At 73.3% G+C, this 18,499-nt stretch carries 19 protein-coding genes; 13 read left to right on the forward strand and 6 right to left on the reverse strand.

Features of this window, described 5'->3' with window-relative positions; all coding sequences use genetic code 11:
- Positions 1–513 (reverse strand): MOSC domain-containing protein (locus PV350_RS33105; protein ID WP_500337366.1); only part of this gene is annotated, 513 nt, incomplete at its 3' end.
- 164 nt (positions 514–677) lie between these two features.
- On the opposite strand from PV350_RS33105, the gene PV350_RS33110 reads away from it, so the two are divergent.
- The 3 genes from PV350_RS33110 to PV350_RS33120 all read left to right on the forward strand — a co-directional run bounded on the left by PV350_RS33110 (position 678) and on the right by PV350_RS33120 (position 3,363).
- Entirely contained in the window at positions 678–1,490 is an 813-nt protein-coding gene (locus PV350_RS33110; protein ID WP_500337379.1) for a class I SAM-dependent methyltransferase, read from the forward strand.
- A 65-nt stretch (positions 1,491–1,555) separates the two neighbouring features.
- Entirely contained in the window at positions 1,556–1,867 is a 312-nt protein-coding gene (locus PV350_RS33115; protein ID WP_500337367.1) for a hypothetical protein, read from the forward strand.
- 203 nt (positions 1,868–2,070) lie between these two features.
- Positions 2,071–3,363 (forward strand): MFS transporter, encoded by a 1,293-nt coding sequence (locus PV350_RS33120; protein ID WP_500337368.1) that lies wholly within the window; start codon positions 2,071–2,073, stop codon positions 3,361–3,363.
- Positions 3,364–3,405: 42 nt separating this feature from the next.
- Here the strand turns inward: PV350_RS33120 and PV350_RS33125 are convergent, their stop codons facing one another.
- Positions 3,406–4,293, reverse strand: coding sequence for a LysR family transcriptional regulator (locus PV350_RS33125; RefSeq protein ID WP_500337369.1), 888 nt, complete (start codon positions 4,291–4,293; stop codon positions 3,406–3,408).
- A 276-nt stretch (positions 4,294–4,569) separates the two neighbouring features.
- Here PV350_RS33125 and PV350_RS33130 point away from each other — a divergent pair, with 276 nt between their 5' ends.
- The 4 genes from PV350_RS33130 to PV350_RS33145 all read left to right on the forward strand — a co-directional run bounded on the left by PV350_RS33130 (position 4,570) and on the right by PV350_RS33145 (position 9,991).
- Entirely contained in the window at positions 4,570–5,409 is an 840-nt protein-coding gene (locus PV350_RS33130; protein WP_500337370.1) for an alpha/beta fold hydrolase, read from the forward strand.
- A gap of 62 nt (positions 5,410–5,471) precedes the next feature.
- On the forward strand, positions 5,472–6,476 hold the full coding sequence (locus PV350_RS33135) for an NAD(P)H-dependent flavin oxidoreductase (RefSeq protein WP_500337371.1): 1,005 nt from the start codon (positions 5,472–5,474) through the stop codon (positions 6,474–6,476).
- Positions 6,477–6,565: 89 nt separating this feature from the next.
- Positions 6,566–8,599, forward strand: a complete 2,034-nt coding sequence (ligA, locus tag PV350_RS33140) for an NAD-dependent DNA ligase LigA (RefSeq protein ID WP_500337372.1) — start codon at positions 6,566–6,568, stop codon at positions 8,597–8,599.
- A gap of 18 nt (positions 8,600–8,617) precedes the next feature.
- A complete protein-coding gene (locus PV350_RS33145; RefSeq protein WP_500337373.1) occupies positions 8,618–9,991 on the forward strand; it encodes a HEAT repeat domain-containing protein in 1,374 nt (457 codons plus the stop codon).
- A 6-nt stretch (positions 9,992–9,997) separates the two neighbouring features.
- On the opposite strand, the gene PV350_RS33150 is transcribed toward PV350_RS33145, so the two are convergent.
- On the reverse strand, positions 9,998–11,392 hold the full coding sequence (locus PV350_RS33150; RefSeq protein WP_500337374.1) for a serine hydrolase: 1,395 nt from the start codon (positions 11,390–11,392) through the stop codon (positions 9,998–10,000).
- A gap of 241 nt (positions 11,393–11,633) precedes the next feature.
- Between PV350_RS33150 and PV350_RS33155 the strand changes: the two genes are divergently transcribed.
- The 4 genes from PV350_RS33155 (at position 11,634) to PV350_RS33170 (ending at position 14,417) form a co-directional block, all read left to right on the forward strand.
- Positions 11,634–12,353, forward strand: coding sequence for an SDR family oxidoreductase (locus PV350_RS33155; RefSeq protein WP_499510223.1), 720 nt, complete (start codon positions 11,634–11,636; stop codon positions 12,351–12,353).
- Positions 12,354–12,397: 44 nt separating this feature from the next.
- Entirely contained in the window at positions 12,398–13,150 is a 753-nt protein-coding gene (locus tag PV350_RS33160; protein WP_499510224.1) for an SDR family oxidoreductase, read from the forward strand.
- 19 nt (positions 13,151–13,169) lie between these two features.
- Positions 13,170–14,018 carry an oxidoreductase gene (locus PV350_RS33165; RefSeq protein WP_499510225.1) on the forward strand — a complete coding sequence of 283 codons (849 nt, stop codon included), beginning with the start codon at positions 13,170–13,172 and terminating at the stop codon, positions 14,016–14,018.
- 75 nt (positions 14,019–14,093) lie between these two features.
- Complete coding sequence (locus tag PV350_RS33170; protein WP_499510226.1) at positions 14,094–14,417, forward strand: PadR family transcriptional regulator; 324 nt, start codon at positions 14,094–14,096, stop codon at positions 14,415–14,417.
- A 52-nt stretch (positions 14,418–14,469) separates the two neighbouring features.
- Here the strand turns inward: PV350_RS33170 and PV350_RS33175 are convergent, their stop codons facing one another.
- A complete protein-coding gene (locus tag PV350_RS33175; protein WP_500337375.1) occupies positions 14,470–14,628 on the reverse strand; it encodes a hypothetical protein in 159 nt (52 codons plus the stop codon).
- Positions 14,629–14,801: 173 nt separating this feature from the next.
- Between PV350_RS33175 and PV350_RS33180 the strand changes: the two genes are divergently transcribed.
- Both PV350_RS33180 and PV350_RS33185 read left to right on the forward strand, forming a co-directional pair.
- Positions 14,802–15,611: a hypothetical protein gene (locus PV350_RS33180; protein ID WP_500337376.1), complete on the forward strand. Its 810-nt coding sequence runs from the start codon at positions 14,802–14,804 to the stop codon at positions 15,609–15,611.
- 157 nt (positions 15,612–15,768) lie between these two features.
- Positions 15,769–16,638 carry an alpha/beta fold hydrolase gene (locus PV350_RS33185; RefSeq protein ID WP_500337377.1) on the forward strand — a complete coding sequence of 290 codons (870 nt, stop codon included), beginning with the start codon at positions 15,769–15,771 and terminating at the stop codon, positions 16,636–16,638.
- A gap of 8 nt (positions 16,639–16,646) precedes the next feature.
- Here the strand turns inward: PV350_RS33185 and PV350_RS33190 are convergent, their stop codons facing one another.
- On the reverse strand, positions 16,647–17,420 hold the full coding sequence (locus PV350_RS33190; RefSeq protein ID WP_500337378.1) for a phosphatase PAP2 family protein: 774 nt from the start codon (positions 17,418–17,420) through the stop codon (positions 16,647–16,649).
- Positions 17,421–17,448: 28 nt separating this feature from the next.
- Positions 17,449–18,402: a YihY/virulence factor BrkB family protein gene (locus tag PV350_RS33195; RefSeq protein WP_499510230.1), complete on the reverse strand. Its 954-nt coding sequence runs from the start codon at positions 18,400–18,402 to the stop codon at positions 17,449–17,451.
- Between the last annotated feature and the right edge of the window lie 97 nt (positions 18,403–18,499).

Consider the following 18,499-nt stretch of genomic DNA (forward strand, 5'->3'; position numbering starts at 1 on the left):
CGGGAGTTCGGCCTCGACGGGGTCCTGGGGGCGGACGACTCCGCCGCAGCGGACCACGCCCATGACGCCGGACTTGAAGGTGAACTCCCCCGACACCGGATCCAGCGCGAACATCTCGCCGAGCAGGCCCTTGCGGAAGTCGTTGATCTTCGCGCAGGGGTTGCGCAGCCCCGTCACCTCCACCACGGCCTCGTCGCCGAGGTGCAGCAGGGTGCCGGTGGGCAGGCCCAGCAGGTCCACGCCGCGGGTGGTGATGTTCTCGCCGAGCCGGCCGGCCGAGACGTCGAAGCCCTTGAGCGCGAGCTCGTCGAAGAGTTCCTCGTGCATCAGGTGGACCTGGCGCAGGTTCGGCAGGTCGGGCTCGTAGGTCATCCGGAACTGGTGGCGGATCGTCTCGCCTGCGTGGACGTCCCCTTCGACGCCGAGCCCGGCGAGCAGCGTGACGGACTCACGATTGGGCTTGCTGAAGGCGTACGTCGCATGGCGGCTCACCGCCGTGACCCGGCCGGCCATGTCCCATCCCCACCTGTCCTCGGTCCGCGTGGCAGGCCGATCCTAGCCTCGAGCTTTCACGAGGTGGGCTGCCCGTAGGCGATCAGCCCCCACCACCGGCCCTGGACCAAGGTGATTAGGCTGGCGCGGTGACTGATGAGCAGGAGCGGGTCCAGCCGTCGGGAGTGTGGGCCACCGCGGTGGGGGTGGCCAGGGTGCGCGCGCTGGAGACCGAGCGGGAGGACGCGCTGTTCCGCGACCCACTGGCACAGGCCTTCGCCACCGCCGGCGGCCTGTGGCCCTCCTCGCCGCCGCCCGGTGACGAGACCGCGCGACGCCGCCGGCTGGCGGTCTCGTTCTCCATCGTCATCAGGACGAAGTTCCTCGACGACCTGTTGCTGCAGGCCTCCGCGTCCGGGGTCCGGCAGGTCGTGCTGCTCGGCGCCGGCATGGACAGCCGGGCCTTCCGGATGGACTGGCCCGAGGGCACCCGGCTGTTCGAGGTCGACACCGCCGCGCCACTGGACTTCAAGGCTTCGGTGCTGCGCCACGAGCGGGCCGTCGCACGCTGCGAGCGGATCACCGTCGCGGTGGATCTGCGTGAGGACTGGCCGGGCGCGCTGGCCGCCGCAGGGCACGACCCGGCCCTGCCGACCGTGTGGATCGCCGAAGGTCTGCTGATCTATCTGCCCGAGGACGCAGTGGAGCTGCTGCTGGACCGGATCAGCGCGCGGTCGGCGCCAGGCAGTCGGATGGGGCTGACGTTGGGCTCGCGCGGCGTGATCGAGCGCTTCGGCGCGGACGCCGTGCCGGGATCGGCGGCGTCCATGTGGGTCTCGGAGATGCCCGACGACCCGGTGGGCTGGCTGGCCGGGCACGGCTGGGAGGCCGGCAGCCACACCCTGCGCGAGCGCGCTGCCGCCTACGGCCGCCCGATCGGCACCCCGCCGCAGGGCGAGGAGCGGCCCGGCGGACTGATCTCGGCGGTCCGCCGGTAGAGCGCCTTCCGGTCCCCTGACGACCGACGGACCGTCACGAAACCTCGAGGCCGGATACTCGGACCGTGGACAGCTACGCGGGGGCGGCGACGCTCGAGTGGTGGGCCAACCGGTCGACGTGCCTGGGCTCGTTCGAGGTGCACGTCGAGATCGAGGTCGCCGGCTCCACCTGGACCTGCCAGGCGACACTCGCCGGCCCGCTCTCGGGGGAGGAGGGATTCGACTTCCTGATGGCCCTCGACCCGGTCTTCACCCTGCGCCTCGACGCGAACGGCACACTCATGGTCGACGTCATCGCGGTGCGCGACGGAGGGCGGCTCGCCCTCACCGCGCATGAGGCAACGGAATCAGGCGGCTCCCGGCAGTTGTGGCACTAGCCCCCGTTCAGTAACCCACCGGGTCTGCCTGCACCCGCCATCATCTCTGTTCGAGATGACCGGCATCACGATTCATCTCGCGCATCGAGGAAGCATGCGAACCGTGCCGACGCTGGAGCATGCAGCTGAGCAGCCAAAAGCCCGCTCGGCGACCGTCCAGCACACCCGGACCGCCTCGGCGGTTCACGTTACGAAGGGGTTCCGTGACCGCTTCCCCCGCTTCCCAGTCCCCGCAGGGCCCCACGCCCGCCGCGTCCGCCGAGGCCGCCGAGGCCGCCGAGGCCGCCGAGGCCGCCCGCAGCGTGCCGGGATGGCTGGTGGGGCTGCTCGCCGTGGCGTCGGGCATGTCCATCGCCAACCTGTACTACGCCCAGCCGTTGCTGTCCTCGCTCGGCCAGGTCTTCCACGTCGACACCGCCACGGCAGGCGCGCTGATCACCGTGACGCAGATCGGCTTCGTGGCCGGCATGCTCTTCCTCGTGCCGCTCGGCGACCGGCTGGAGAAGCGCCGGCTGGTCATCGCCCTGCTCCTCGTCGCCACCGTCGCCCTCGCGGTGGCCGGCTTCGCGACCAGCTTCGCGATGCTGTTCGCCGCGTCGCTGGTCAGCGGCGCCACGTCGGTGGTCGCCCAGATCCTCGTCCCGTTCGCCGCGAGCCTGGCGCCCGACCATTCCCGCGGCCGCGTCGTCGGCCGCGTCATGAGCGGCCTGCTCGTCGGCATCCTGCTCTCCCGCACGGTCAGCAGCCTGGTCTCCGACGTCGCGGGCTGGCGCTACGTGTACCTGGGTTCCGCGGTCCTGATGGCCCTCCTCGCCCTGGCGCTGCGCGCGGCACTGCCGCAGCAGGCCCCCACCACGTCGCTCGCCTACGGCCAGGTGCTGCGCTCCATGTTCCGGCTGGTGCGCACCCACCCCGCGCTGCTGCGCCGGGGGCTGTACCAGGCGGCGATGTACGCCGCGTTCAGCGCCTTCTGGACCACCGTCTCCTTCCTCCTCACCGGGCCGCGGTTCCACTACTCGCCGATCGGCGTCGGAGTGTTCGCGCTGGTGGGCGTCGCCGGTGCCGCGGTGGCACCGCTGGCCGGCCGCTGGGCGGACCGCGGGCTCGTGCGTCCCGTGACGGGCATCGCCCTCGCCGTGGCGGCGCCGGCCTTCGCCCTGGCGGGATTCGGGCAGCACCAGATCGTCCTGATCGCCCTTGCCGGGATCCTGATCGACATGGCCGTGCAGACCACCCTCGTCCTCGGCCAGCACACGATCTACCAGCTCGACGCCGGTGCCCGGTCACGGCTCAACAGCGCCTTCATGGCCGTCTTCTTCGCGGGTGGCGCACTCGGCTCGCAGCTCGGGTCGCTCGCCTACCACGCCGGCGGCTGGACGGCGGTGAGCGTCCTCGGTGCCGCCCTGCCGCTGATCTCCCTCGCCTACTGGGCGACGGAGCGCCGGCCCGGCCGCAAGGACACCGCGCCCGCGAGCGCGGCGGCCGTGATCCGGTAACGCCTCCGGCCGGCGGGCCCCGCCGTGCTCATCCCACCGTTCTCATCCCGTCGTCTCCGCCGCCGTCCGGGGGGTGATGTGCCGCAGCAGCGCCTCGACCGCGGGCGACATGTCTCCCCGGCGGCGGACCACCATGACCTTCCAGGCGGGCGCGTGCTGCACGAACCGGCGTACGGAGAGGTCCGGGAACCGGGCCGCGATCGACGCCGGCATGATGCACACCCCGAGGTCGTGCCGGACCAGCTCGGACGCCGCCACGATGTCGTTCACCTCGAACACCGTGGACCGCTCCACGGCGGCGGCCCGGAAGGCCCGGTCCACCGAGTAGCGGATGGCCCAGCCGGGCAGGAAGTCCACGAAGGGCATGCCGGAGATCTCCTGGAGGCGCACCAGATCCTCCTCGGCGAAGGCACGCGTCGGCGAGGACACCAGCAGCATCTCCTCGCGCGACAGCAGACGGGTCACCAGTCCCCGTTGCTGCTGCCGGTCGAGCGCCACCACGCCGAGGTCCACGGTGCCCTCGCTCAGCGCCTGCCGGACGTTGGCCACCGGTGCCTGCTGCAGACGTACGCTCACCCCGGGGTGCTCCGCGCGCAGTCCCGCCAGGGCGCGGTGCAGGCCGGCCCAGACGCCCTGCATGATGGCGACCGTCACGCGTCCGCGCACCTCACCCCGTACGGCGTCGACCACCGCTCGCGCCTCCTCGGCCGCGCGGAGCGCCGCACGGGCGGCGGGCACGAACGCCTCCCCCGCCGGGGTCAGCGACACGCGGTGCGTGGTCCGGTCGAACAAGGCGCTGCCCAGTTCCTTCTCCAGGGCCCGCACCGTGCCGGACACCGCGGACTGCACCACGTGCAGCCGCTGCGCCGCCGCCGTGAACCCGCCCTCCTCGGCGACCGCGACCACCACTTCCATCTGCCGCAGATCCATGCGAACCGCCGCCGTCCCTTTCCCGTGGCCCGAACCGGACGGTCATCTCCACCGGTGATGACCCACGCTGTCCAGCATCGCATCCGGTGACCGGAGCGCACGGCGACGTCACGGCCGTCCCGGTCGCCGCGAGCAACGGCACTCACCGCGAAGCGGCCGATCCGCAGGGTGACCGGCCACGGGGAATCGCCCCGCCGGGAACAGCATCGCCTCGCGTGAAGTTGCACAAACCACCACATGGCAGCAGGGACGGCACCCACTCCGAGGCGAATGCCCATGCGAGCGGAGCAGCACATCGTGACACCGGACGCCGACATCGCCTTCTGGGACGAGGGGGACGGCGAGGCGGTACTGCTCGTCCACGCCTCCTTCGGCGCCGACTGGTTCGCACCGCTCGCCGGGCTGCTCCCCGGCTTGCGGGTCGTACGCACCCACCGCGCCGGGTACGGCCGGAGCCGGGACCTGAGCGGTCGGCTGGGCGTCACCGACCACGCCCGGCACCTCGCGGAGGTGCTCACCGCCCGGGGGATCGGGCAGGCGCATGTGGTCGGCCACTCGACCGGCGGCACCATCACCCTGCAACTGGCCGCCGCGCACCCGGAGCTCGTCGGGTCGATGGTGCTGCTGGAACCGGCGTTCCCGTACGCCCCCGACGAGCCGGAGAGCGACGCCATGCGCCGGGCCGTCGCCGCCGCGGAGGAGGGCGACCTGGCGCGGGCCTACGGCTTCTTCCCGGGGAGCGTGTGCGCCCCCGGCTACCTGGACGTCATGACCCGTGTGCTCGGCACGGAAGGCTTCAGGAAGTCGGTGCTCAGCGGCAGGTACTTCTTCGACCACGAGCGAGCGGCGTTCGCCGCGTGGGACGCCGACGTGGCCGGCCTCGAAGGCCTGCCGCAGCCGGTGCTCCTGGTGGCCGGCGGCGAGGGGGAGCGCCTCAACAGCCCCTACCGGGCGCGGAACCGCGCGCTGGCCGGGCGGCTCGCCCGGGCCCGCCAGGTGACGCTCCCGGGCGTCAGCCACGCGATGCCCCTGGAGGACCCCTCCCTCGTCGCGTGGACCGTCCTCGACTTCATCCGGCGTCACCCCGTCGAGGCGGCGCATCGGCCGTCGGGGTGACGCTCCGCCCGCGTGCCGCGTCGCAGTGGCGACAGCGCGACGGCGGGCGCTTGCATCAGCACATGGCGACCGTACCCATCCCGCTGCGCACCCCGTTCACCGACCTCGTCGGCTGCGACGTGCCGGTCCAGCTGGCCGGCATGGGCTGGGTGAGCGGGCTGGACCTCGCCGACGCGGTGTCCGCGGCGGGGGCGCTCGGCATGGTGGGCTACCCGATGGTGCCACCGCCCGTCCTCACCGACCTGCTCGACGCGGTACGGCGGCGCACCTCCCGCCCGGTGGGGGTCAACTTCATCCTGCCGCTGCTCGAAGACGAGGCGTGCGTCGACGTCGCCGCGGAGCGGATGCCGGTCGTCGAGTTCTTCTACGCGGATCCCGTACCCCGCCTGGTCACCCGTGCCAAGCGCGGCGGGGCGCTGGCCGCCTGGCAGGTGGGTTCGGTCGAGGAGGCCCGGGCCGCGGCCGACGCGGGGTGCGACTTCGTCGTCGCCCAGGGCAGGGAGGCGGGCGGCCACGTGCGCGGGGTACGGCCCCTGCTCCCGCTCCTCGACGAGGTGCTCGACGCGGTCGACGTCCCGGTCGTCGCGGCGGGCGGCATCGGCACCGCGCGGTCCCTCGCCGCGGTGCTGGCCGCCGGGGCGCACGCGGCCCGCATCGGCACGCGGTTCGTCGCCACGCACGAGTCCGACGCGCACCCGCGGTACAAGGAGGCCCTGATCAGGGCGGGCGCCGGCGACACCGTACTGACGACGCAGTTCTCGACCGGATGGCCCGACGCGCCGCACCGCGTCCTGTCGGAGTGCGTCGAGCGCGCACGCGCCCTGGACACCGACACCGCCGGCGAGGCGGTGCTGGGCGGCGTGCCCGTACCCGTCCCGGCGTCCAGCCCGGTCTGCCCGCTCCGGACCACGACCGGGCACCTGGACGCGATGGCCCTCTACGCGGGCGAGGCGGTCGGCACGGTCTCCCGCATCGAGTCGGCCCTCGACGTCGTCCGCGAACTCGCGGACGGGGCCGCCCGGCTGCTGTGCAAGGCGTCCGGCGGCATCGGCAAGGAGTCCGCCTGACGGGCGTTCGACCGGCCGGCGGCCGCTGACGGGCCCTGCCCGCGCGCTTGACCGCCTCACTGTCAGACCCGTGCACCAAGATGCGGCACATGACGACAGTGATCGCTGCCCCGCTGATGTCCCGTGAGGACTACCGCTCCGCCGTCGACACGGCCCTGCAGGCGTGCGCCGCCTACTACGCCGACGGGACGAGCCCGCTGGACGACGCCGCGTACGACCTACTGGCCGGGCGCATCCGCGACTACGAGCTGGAGCACCCCGAGGACGTCCGGGAGGACTCCCCCACGGGCAAGGTGGGCGGTGGTGCCGCCCCGGCGGGCGATGTCGCCCACACCGTTCCCATGTTGTCCCTCGACAATGTGTTCAGCCCCGAGGAACTGGTGAAGTGGGACGCGTCCGTCGCCCGCCGTCTGGGCGCGCCGGTTCAGGGCGGCTACGTCACCGAGCCCAAGCTGGACGGCGCGGCCATCGCCGCCCGGTACGTGGACGGGCGCCTGACGCAGCTCGTCACCCGGGGCGACGGCACCTTCGGCGAGGACGTCTCCCATGCGATCGGGTCGATCGTGGGCCTGCCCCTGGAGCTGAACTCACCGGCCACCTTCGAGGTGCGCGGGGAAGTCCTGCTCACCCGCGAGCAGTTCGCGGCGGCCAACGCCATACGCACGGCCCACGGGGCGAAGGTGTTCTCCAACCCGCGCAACGGCACGGCCGGGACGCTGCGCGCCAAGGACCGCACCTACGTGATCGAGACGACCTTCTACGCGTACGGCGTGGTCGGTCTGACCGCTGACACGCACACGGAGATGATGGAGGCGGTCGCCGCCGCGGGGGTGCAGACCACGGCCGCGACACCGGCCGGGCCGCGTGTCTGCGGCACCGTGGAGGAGGTGCAGCGCCGCGTCGACGAGATCGCCGGGCTGCGCGCGGAGCTGCCGTTCGGCATCGACGGGGTCGTCATCAAGGCCGACGCGGTCGCCGAGCAGGAGAAGGCCGGGTTCGCCACCCGCCACCCGCACTGGGCGACGGCGTACAAACTCGCCGCCGCCGTCCGGCAGTCGAAGCTCCTGGCGGTGGAGTGGAACGTCGGACGCACCGGCATCATCGCACCGCGGGCCGTGCTGGAGCCGGTCGAGGTCGACGGCAGCGTCGTCCGGTACGCGACGCTGCACAACCCGAAGTTCATCCGCGACAGCGGCATGATGATCGGCGACACCGTCATGGTGTGGAAGGCCGGCGACATCATCCCCCGCATCGAGGCACCCGTGGTGGAACTGCGCACGGGCGACGAGACGCCCGTGGTGTTCCCCGAGTCGTGCCCGACGTGCGGCGGCGAGATCGACACCTCCGGCGAACGGTGGGAGTGCGCGGGCGGCACCGGCGGCGGATGCGGGCTGCTCGCCGCGCTGCGGTACGCCGTGGGCCGCGACCAGCTCGACATCGACGGTCTCGGCGTCACCTACCTGGAGGCCCTCGTCGACGGCGGCGCGGTCGCCGACGTGGCCGACCTGTTCGGCCTCACACGTGGGCAACTGGTCGACGCGACCCGCAGCGAGAAGCGCGCCGACACCGTGGTGGCGCAGATCGAGGCGGCCAGGGCCAAGCCCCTCAACCGGGTGTTCTGCGCGCTCGGCATCGTCCGCACGGGCCGTACGCTGTCGCGGGAGATCGCCCGTCACTTCGGCACGATGGACGCGATACGCGCCGCCGACGCCGACGCCCTGGCCGCGGTGCACAAGCTCCCGGCGGCCAACGCCCCCAAGATCGCGGCCCACATCGCGGCCATGGGACCCGTCATCGACAAGCTCGTCGCCGCGGGCGTCACCATGACCGAGCCCGTGACGCCGGCCGCCGCCGTCACGCCCGGCGAGGCGAAGCCCCTGGACGGTCAGGTCGTCGTCATCACGGGCGGCATGAACGGGCCCCTCGCCGGCAGGAACCGCAACGAGATGAACGAGCTCGTCAGCAACGCCGGCGGCACTTCCTCCGGCAGCGTGTCGAAGAAGACCACCATCCTCGTCGCGGGCCAGGGCGCGGGGTCCAAGCTCGCCAAGGCCCAGGAACTGGGCACGAGGGTGCTCAGCGAGCAGGAGTTCGCCGACCTGGTCGCCGGCTACCTCGTCTAGGGATCCGGGGTGCCCGCCATGGACAAGGAACTGCTGACCGGGGAGCTCTCGGGCTCGTGGGACAGGACGCGGCCGGCCCGCGACGCCCTCGTGGAACAAGGGGAGGTCGTGGTCGAGGCGGTGCTCGACGTGCTGCGCGACGAACGTTCACCCGTGGACCGGACCGTCGCCGCGGACGTGCTGTGCCGGATCGGAGAGCCCGCTCTCCTCCCCCTCGTGGAGGCGGTCGCGTCGGCGGGCTCCCCAGAGGCGCTCAGGAGGCTCCGTTGGGCCCTCGGACGATTGGAGGTGTCCGACCCGCTCGTCCTCGGGCCCCTCCTGACGCACCGGGACGCACAGGTCCGCATGAGCGCGCTGTCCTCCTTCCAGCGCCGGGGCGAGGCCGCGGCGGCGTTCGTCGACCTGCTGCTCCCCCTGCTGGGGGACCCGGACGACGAGGTCCGGCAGACAGCGGTCTCGACGCTCACGGCGATCGGCAGGGGAGCCGTCCCCGGGCTGCGGCACGTGCGGCAGCGGCCCGCGACCGGGCCCTGGACGCGCTCCGGGGCCCTGGAGGCGCTCGCGGCCATCGGCGGGCCTGCCGCCCTCAGCGCCCGGGACCTGGCGGCATGGCGCCGGCTGACCTCGATCAAGTTGCTCACCGAGGTCCCGGCAGGCATGCATCTGTGCGGTTCCTGGTACGCGCTCCCGACCTCCGATCAGGACGCCGTGCTCGCGGCGTTCGAGCTGGGCGACCCGGAGCCCGTCACCATCCGGACGGGCTCGGTGGCCTGGAACCACGACCGCCACCGTCGGGGCCGCGGCCTCCCGCACCAGGACTGCGCACGCGTCTTCGTCAGCCCCTCTCTGGAGGGCTGGACCCTCGTCTTCGGCCACTCCTCCCACGACGCCCACCACATCACCGACGCCGACGATCGGGAGGCGGCCCTGGAGGACGTCGTGCGCCGGCGGTGCGCCGAACTCGGCAGCAGGTTCGGAGCCGCGCACTGGTACGGAATGAGCTGCGGTGACGGCTGGACGGCCTGGTGCGTCGCCGAGGGCGGACAGGTGCTGCGCCACTACGACGCGTTCGTCGCCGAGGAACGTGGGGACGACGGCCCTCCGCACCCCGCCGAGTCCGGCCTGCTCCTGCCGCATCAGGACGACGGCTTCCCCCAGGGCGCCTTCGACGGTGTGGACCCTTCGGACCCCGAGGCTTTCCGCGCCCACTATCGTCAGGTCAAGGAGGAGCTCGGGATCCCCGACGTTTGCTACGCGACGGACATCGCGGCGCGCCTGTCGGTCGATCCCGGGGCACTGGGAGCGCACACCCGGGCCACCGGCCGCGGAGTCCTCGCGCTCACCGCCTGCGGCCGGGAACACGGTCACCCCGCGGGAGCGCTGCCCGTGTGACCCGCGTCAGCCGAGGCGGGTGAGCTTCGAGCCGATCGACGGCGAGGACAGGTGGCGGCCGAGGGCGACCGGCACCCTGACGGCGCTGTCGTCGTCCCCGACGGTGAGGGTGCCGATGGGGGCGCCGGCCGGCGCCGCGTGCGGGACGCCGTTCTCGGGGGCGTGCAGGGTGAGGCGGACCTTCAGTCCGCTCCAGCCGATCGCCTGGACGTCCTCGGCCGCGATGACCTCGGTGCGGCCGCCGAGGCCGTCGTCCACGTAGCCGACGACCTCACCCTTCCTGACCAGCGTGTCCGAGGAGAGGGCGCCCAGCGCGGCCTGGAGCAGGGTGTTGCTGCGGCCCAGCACCGTGTCGAGGATGTCGGCCTTGTGCTGCCCCAGCATCGCTCCGATGACGAGCTGCTGCGTGCCGCCGAACTCACGGACCGCCGCGAACAGGAGGTTGCCGCCCGCCTTGGTGCTGCTGCCGGTCTTGATGCCGACGACGCCGCCGGAGCCGACGAGCCGGTTGACGTTCCTCTGGACGTCGCCGTTCAGGTCCGTGTACCGGGTCTTGGCGGCGAGTTCCGCGAAGACCTCGTCCTTCATCGCCGCGTGCGCCAGCCTGACCTGGTCGCTCGCGGTGCTGACGGTGGTCGCCTCCAGGCCGCTCGGGTCGGTGTACGTCGTGTCGTCCATCCCGAGTTCCCTGGCGGTGGCGTTCATCTTCCTCACGAACGCCTCCTCCGTCCCGGCGTCCCAACGGGCCAGCAGGCGGGCGATGTTGTTGGCCGAGGGCAGCATGACGGCCTCCAGCGCCTCGTACTCGCTGAGCTTCTGCCCTGCGGTGACCTTGACGACGGACTCCCCCTCCGTCTGCCCGCTGCCGAACTGGTCCTCGGCCTTGCGGTCGACCTCGACGGTCTTGCCCTCGCCGTCGTCCCCGATCGGGTGGTCGCGCAGGATGACGTAAGCCGTCATCACCTTCGCGACGCTCGCGATCGGCACCGGCCGCTGCACGCCGAACGTACCGATGCGGCCCAGCCCTTCGGCTTCCAGGACCGCTTGGCCCTCGGCGGGCCACGGCAGCGACGGTCCGTCGCCGCCGAACGTGTAGGAGGGCGCCGCGGTCAGCTTCAGCGTGGGCGCCGGCAGCGGGCGCAGCGCCTGGACCACGCAGAAGACCACCGCCAGCAGCACGACCACCGGAAGCCAGAGCCTCACCGGGCTCACGGGGGTGTGCTCCTCCGCGACCGGTGGCGGTGGTGGGGGTGGCGGAGGAGGGTTCGTCAGCTCGTCCAGCAGCGTCCGGCGCTCGCCGGTGGCCACGGAGGGCTCCGCCGCACCGTTCGTCTCGTCCGGGTCCGCCGTCCGCCCCGACGACTCCTGCTGATCCGCCCCGCCGGGAGACTCGCCCGCCACGCCGACCTCCTCCACGACACTCCGCTGCCGAACCCCAGTTTCCGGACCGTGGCGGCCACGGCATCATGAGCGCCGCCAAAGGAGTGCCCGCCCTTCCGGTGGTGGCGGCAACCCGGGCGATATACGTTCGAAGGGGTGGGTTCGAAGAGGTCGAGGGGGCAGGACGGACGGCCACGGGCTGCCGTGGCGGGCCGTGAGCGCGCGCCCCAGCCCCGAGACCGCACGCCGGGAAGGTGCCTCCATGAAGGTCCAAGGGTGCGTCGCCCTCGTCACCGGAGCCAACCGCGGGCTCGGAGAGCAGTTCGTGCGGGCGCTCTTCGAGGCCGGGGCGGCCAAGGTCTACGCGGGAGCCCGCGACCCCGCGAAGGTCGGTGTCCCCGGCGCCGTCCCGATCGCGGTGGACATCACCGACCAGGAGTCGGTCCGTGCCGCGGCCGAGCAGGCCGGGGACGTGACGTTCCTGATCAACAACGCGGGCTCGACGACCCGCGCGAACGTCCTCACCGCCGACCTCGACGCGTTCCGTACGGAATTCGAGACGCACGTCCTCGGCACCCTCGCCATGAGCAGGGCGTTCGCGCCGGTCCTCGGGCGCAACGGGGGCGGCGCGATCGTCAACGTGCTCTCCGTGCTGTCCTGGGTCTCCATCCCGCGCACCGCCGGGTACGCCGCCGCCAAGTCCGCCGAATGGTCGATCACCAACGCCCTGCGGGTGGCGCTCGCCGAGCAGGGCACGCAGGTCACCGCGCTCCACGTCAGCTACCTCGCGACGGAGATGGCCGCCGCCGTGAGCGGTCCGAAGGCCGATCCCGCCGCGGTCGCCCGCGCCACCCTCGACGGCGTGGAGGCCGGAGCGGACGAGGTGCTCGCCGACGACGTCACCCGGCAGGTCCAGGCGGCCCTGCCCGGCGGCCCCGGCAAGCTCTACCCGCAGCTGCACGGCGGCGAGCCGCTGGTCTGACCCCCACACGACGGGACGGACGGCTACGGCAACCGGAGGTGCCCATGACGGACGGCAAGGCGTCACACGACCCCCCTGACCTCGCCGGCCAGACCGTCGTGGTGATCGGGGCCAGCGCGGGCATCGGCTTCGAGACCGCCCGCCGCGTACGGGCCGGTGGCGGCGAGGTGGTGCTGGTCGGACGCAACGCCGAGCGGCTGCGGCAGGCCGCGGACGAGCTCCGGCCCCTGAGCACGGCGGCCTTCGACGCCACCGACACCGACCGTCTCAAGGAGTTCTTCCAGGGCCTGCCCGGCACGGTCGACCACGTGCTGCTCACGGCCGGCAGCCCCTTCTACATGCCGCTCGCCGACATGGACATCGGGGAGGCACGCCGCCACTTCAGCGAACGTCTGGCCATGACCTTGGCGGTGGCGCTCCACAGTGCCGACAAGGTCCGCCCCGGCGGCACGCTGCTGTTCATCGGCGGCACCGGCGGCCGGCGCCCCGGCGTCGGCCTGGCCGTGACCTCCGCGCTCACCGCCGCCCTTCCCGCCCTCACCGCGAACCTGGCGCTCGAGCTGGCGCCGATCCGCGTGAACCTCGTCGCCGCCGGCTTCGTGGACACCTCCCTGTCGGCGTCGCTCCTGGGTGACCGACTCGAGGCCCGGCGCGAGGAACTGCGCGCCAAGCTGCCCATCCGGCGGGTCGTCGGCCCGGCGGACGTCGCCGCCCTGGCCACCCACATCATGTGCAACGACGCGCTCACCGGCGGGACGTACGACATCGACGGCGGCCAGAACCTCATCGCGCACTGACTCCAGGAGGCCGGCAGTCATGATCACATGGTTCATCACCGGCGCGGCCCGCGGATTCGGCCTGGAGGTCGCACGTCAGGCGCTGGAACGCGGTGACCGCGTCGTGGCGACGGCCCGCGACCCCCGGAACGTGGAGGAGGCGCTCTCCGCCTACGGCGACCGGGTGCTCGCGGTCGCCCTTGACGTGACCGACGAGGCGCAGGCCCGTGCGGCGGTCGACGCGGCCGTGTACGCCTTCGGCAGGATCGACGTCCTGGTCAACAACGCGGGCCGCGGTGTCCTGGGAGCGGTCGAGGAGACCTCCGACGCGGCGTTCCGGTCGGTGTACGAGACGAACGTCTTCGGTCTGGCCAACGTCACCCGCGCCGTCCTTCCGGTCATGCGCCGGCAGCGGTCGGGCCGCATCCTCAACCTCAGCTCCATCGGCGGTTTCCGAGGCGCGCCCGGCTTCGGCGTCTACTGCTCCACCAAGTTCGCGGTGGAGGGGCTCTCCGAGGCCCTCCACGACGAACTGGCCCCGCTGGGCATCCACGTCGTCATCGTCGAACCGGGCTATTTCCGCACCGACTTCCTCGACGCGTCCAGCCTGCACACCGAGGGTCAGGTGATCGCCGACTACGCCGCCACCGCGGGTGCGGTGCGCGACGCCGTTCCCGGCCTCAACCACGGCCAGCCGGGGGACCCGGTCAAAGGCGCCCGGGCCATGATCGAGCTCGCCGACTCCGGCCACCCGCCGATGCGGGCCCAATTGGGCAGCGACTGCGCCGCCGCGATGGACGGCAAGATCGTCCAGCTCCGCAAGGAGGCGGACGCCTGGCGGGCCCTGGCACTGTCCACCGACCACGACGACACCAAGTCCGCGGTCTGAGCCACGGGTTGCGCTCCGTCGTCGCTTCGCGACGATCCCTTGCCGGGCCAACTCTAGCTATATAGAGTTATCCGCATGACGCGGTCCCGACGCCCCTCGGCGCAGACCATCGCGGTGGTGCTGGCGCTGGCCGAAACCCCGACCGACTGGCGGTACGGCTACGAACTGTGCCGCATGCTCGACATCCGGGCGGGGTCGATGTACCCGATCCTGATCCGGCTGGCCGACCGCGGGCAGCTGGAGACCACGTGGGAGTCCGACGCACCGGCCGGACGGCCCCCGCGGCACCTGTACCGCCTCACCGGCGCCGGCTTGGCGCTGGCCGCCGGACTCGCCGAGCAGGAACGCGGCACCGTCACCGAACGGTCCCGGCTGCGTCTGGGGTGGGAGGGCGCATGAACCGCACGGGCCGGCTGGGCGCGGCGCTGGTGTGCGCCGCCGTCGACGCGGCCTACGTCCTGCTGCTGAGCCGCAGCAGCCCGCCGGCACCGGAGGAGGACCTCCTGTCGTACGCCGTGACCTCGGTCGTCCTGGCGGCGCCCGCGGCATTGGCCGCTGCGCTGCTCTGGGCCGCCTGGTGGCGCACGTCCGGTGTCCGGTTGGCCGCCATGGACGCCCCGGCCCGGCTGCTGACGGCGGCGGTCGCGACGCTGCCGGCCGACCGCCGCGACTGGGGTTCGGCGATGACCGCCGAGCTGGCGCAGGTGCCGGACCGCCGGGAGCGCGTTCGCGACCGGCTGTGCCCGTACCGCGCTGTTCCCGCCGCGCGGGCACCGCGCGGCAGTGCTCGCGGCGGCGGCGCTGGCCGCGGCGCTCGTCGCCGGCACCGGACCGGTGGTCGGTCGCGCACTGCCCGAACTGCGGCTCTTCGCGGTGACGTTCGTCGGCCTGGCAGGCGCCCTGGCCACCGTCGCCGTCTCCCGCGCCCGGCGACTGCGCCGCCCGGCACCCGGTCTGCCCACCGCGGTCGCGGGCCTGCTGGGCGTGGCCGCGTGCGTCGCCGTCACGGCCTACTCCCTGGGCACGGACGCCTCCGTCGTGCTGGCTCCCTCCGCCGCCGTCACCCTGGCGGTGCTGCTGGCCACGGGCCTGTGGCTCGCGCTCGTTCCGCCGCGGGCACTGACCACCAGCCGCCGTGCCCGTCGCACGGGCCTCGGCGTCGGGGTGGCGGTCGCCGGCGGGCTCCTCCTCTGCGCCCACCTCAACGACATCGCCTCCGGCGACAGCCTCGGCCTCTACCTGCTCACCGTTCCGGTACTGGCCCTGTTCCTGGCCTCGCTGTTCGTCGCGGCCGCCGACCGCTCGTTCCGGGCCGGACTGCAAGCCGCGGTGTGGGCGGTGGCGGCCACGTGCCTTCCGGCCTTCACCGTCTACGTCATAGAGGCGTTCCGCTACCAGCGGGCCGGGGTGCACCCCATCGACGGCGACCCGGTCTCCGGCCCGATCGGCCTGGGCCTGCACGAGGCCATCGGCTGGGTGCTCCTCTACGTACCGCTGGCGGCCCTCCCCCTCGCGGTCTTCGGCGCGGCCCTCGGCGCCGCCGTCAGCAGCCCTCCCGCCGGCGCCACGCCGCCGCCGAACTGGCGGCGGTGACAGCGGCCGCGCGAGCCGGTCCACGGGCCGGGGTCACCCGGCCGGACCGGCCGTGGTGCGGGCCGGTCACGGCGTGGTCAGGCCGGCCGGTGGCAGTGAGGGGGCGTGCCGTGCGCGCGGCTCGCGTCCGGCGATCGGAGGGATGATGGCCGGCGGCGTGCAGTCCCGTCGGGAGTGGATCGCCGGTGGTGACCGGCGGTGCCTCCCGGGGTTCGGCCACGTCGTGTTCGTACGGCAGGACGGGCTGCCCGGGGGCCCTCCCGTGACCCTGCTGCACGGGTTCCCCTCGTCCTCGCAGGACTGGGCGGTCGTGCCGCACCTGGCGGCCGGGGGTCACCGTGTGACCACGGTGGACTTCCTCGGACCCGGCGAGAGCGACAAGCCCTACCCGCACACCTACTCCCTGCTCGAACAGGCCGACCTCGTCGAGGCGGTCTGGGCGCTGGACGGCCACGCGACCACGGCTCTGGTCGCGCACGACTACGGGGTCTCCGTCGCCCAGGAACTCCTGGCCCGCGACCCGCACCGGGTCACGTCGGTGACCTGGCTCAACGGAGGCATCTTCCCCGACCTCCATCGCCCCATCCCCGAGCAGCGGGCGCTCCACGGCCCCCACGGGCCGGACCTGGCCGAGCACGTGGACGAGGGGAAGTTCGCCGCGTCAGTGGCGCGTCTGACCGGACGCCCCCTGCCGGGGGCGGTGCTGCACGACATGTGGGTCGGGACGCGGACGCGCGACGGCCTCAGAGTCCTGCCGGGCCTCCTGCGGTACATGGACGAACGGAAGGTGCACGCCGCTCGATGGACGGAGGTGCTGCGCACGTGCGAGGACGAGCAGCAGTTCATCTGGGGCCCGGCGGACCCCATCAACGGGGCCCATGTGATCTCGCGCATCGCGGAGTTCGTCCCCCGCTCCAAGCTGACCGTTCTCGACGACGCGCCCGCGGTGGGGCACTTCCCCCAGGTCGAGGCGCCCGAACTGGTCGTCCCCCTCCTGGCCGACTGGCTCGGCGGCTCGTCGGGCTGACCGGGGCCTCAGGGCCGCCAGACGTCGTGTGGTGATTCGGGGGCGGCCCCGGTGAGTTCCGGCTCCAGGCCCTGCGAGGGGGCGGTGCGGGGGCGTCCGGTCTCGGCGCGCCAGGTCTCGAAGACGAGGGTGGTGGCGGTGACCACGACCAGGCCCAGCAGCCAGCCGCCCAGGACGTCGCTGACCCAGTGGACGCCCAGGGCCACCCGGGTGCAGCCGACGCCGAGCACCGTGATCCCGGCGAGGGCCCACGGCAGCGGGCGCCACGCCCTGGGCACCAGGGGGAGCAGGGCGAGCAGCAGGACGGCGCAGGAGGTGGTGGCCGTCATGGCGTGGCCGGACGGGAAGGAGAAGCTGGGGGCGTGGGCGACCGGGTCCGGCAGGTGGGGGCGGGCGCGTTCGACGGTGTTCTTGGCGAGCAGCCCCGTCGTGGCTCCGGCGACCGCGGTGACGGCGGCCCAGGCCGCCAGGCGCCAGGCCCGGCGGGTCAGCAGCCACACCACCAGGACGGCCACCAGCGCGCGCAGCGTCGCCGGGTCCCAGACGACGTCGGTGAGGAAGCGGAGCACGCGCACCAGGCCCGGGTGCTGCAGGGCGGCTCGGTGCAGACGGTCGGCGGCGCCCTGGTCCAGGCGGCGCAGCGGGGGCCATCCGGATTCCACCAGCAGTACGGCGAGGGCGAAGGGCACCGCCATGCCGGCTGTGGCGGCCGCCGCGGCCGGCAGCCGGGCGCCCAGACGTGCGTCGGGTCCCAGGTGCGTGAAGTGGTACGGGATGCGCATGGGCGGGGCCTCCTTCGCCGGTCGGGTGTCACACGCCCGGGTCGTCGGCGGCGGGTTGCCGGACCCCGGCGCGCACCGCCTCCAGTTGCGCGGCGAACGCCAGGCCGAGGAAGAGCGCGACCGAGGTGAGGTAGGACCACAGCAGCAGCGCGACGAAGGCGCTGAGCGGCCCGTACATGCTCGTGAAGGATCCGCTCGCCCCGACGTACAGGCTCAGGGCCCAGGTCGACACGCTCCACAGCACCAGATACACCGTCGCGCCGAAGGCGAGCCAGGTGTAGCCGGGCTGGGCACGGCGGGGTGAACGGCGGAAGATCGCGCTGGTGGCGAGCACCGCGAGGAGTATCCCGAGCGGCCAGCGCAGGAGGTCCCAGGCGTGCGTGGTGGCGGCGTCCAGGTGGTAAACCTGCGCCAGGGCCCGCGTCAGATGGCCTCCCAGGACGGTGAGGACGAAGCTGAGGCCCAGCGGCATGCCCGCCAGCACGGCCATCACCAGGCCGCGGCTGTACTTGTACAGGAACGGGCGGTCGCGCTCCACGCCGTAGATGCGATTGGCGCCGCGTTCGACCTGGCACAGGCCGGTGGTGACGTTGACGACGGAGAACAACAGCCCCAGCCACAGGGCCGCCTGCCCGCCGCCGTCGCCCTGCCGGTGGCTCTGCCGCAGGGCGTCGTCGATCACCTCCTGGCTGGGTCCGCTGGCGATCCGGCGGACGGTCAGTTCGGCGACGCGGCCGATGTCGTCGGTGTGCAGGACGCTCGACAGTCCGATCACGGCGATGGCGAAGGGGACGATCGACAGGACCGTCTGCAGGGCCAGCGCGCGGGAGTGGCTGAAGCCGTCGGCGTAGCGGAACCGCACGAAGGAGTCGCGCAGCAGGCTCCAGCCGCCGTACCGGCGCAGCGCGGCCCAGGCCTCGTCGCCGGACAGCTCGTCGCCCTGGACGTCGCGTCGTTGCGGGACGCGGGTGGCGGTGCCCATCGTTCTCCTGACCGGTACGGCCGCGGGGTGGCGGCGGGGGTCTCAGCCGCCGGGGGTGACGGCTCGGTCGTCGTGCCGCGGGGCACGCTTGGTGGCG

This window comes from Streptomyces sp. PA03-6a (genome assembly GCF_033792765.1).
In the GTDB taxonomy this organism is placed as follows: Bacteria; Actinomycetota; Actinomycetes; order Streptomycetales; family Streptomycetaceae; genus Actinacidiphila.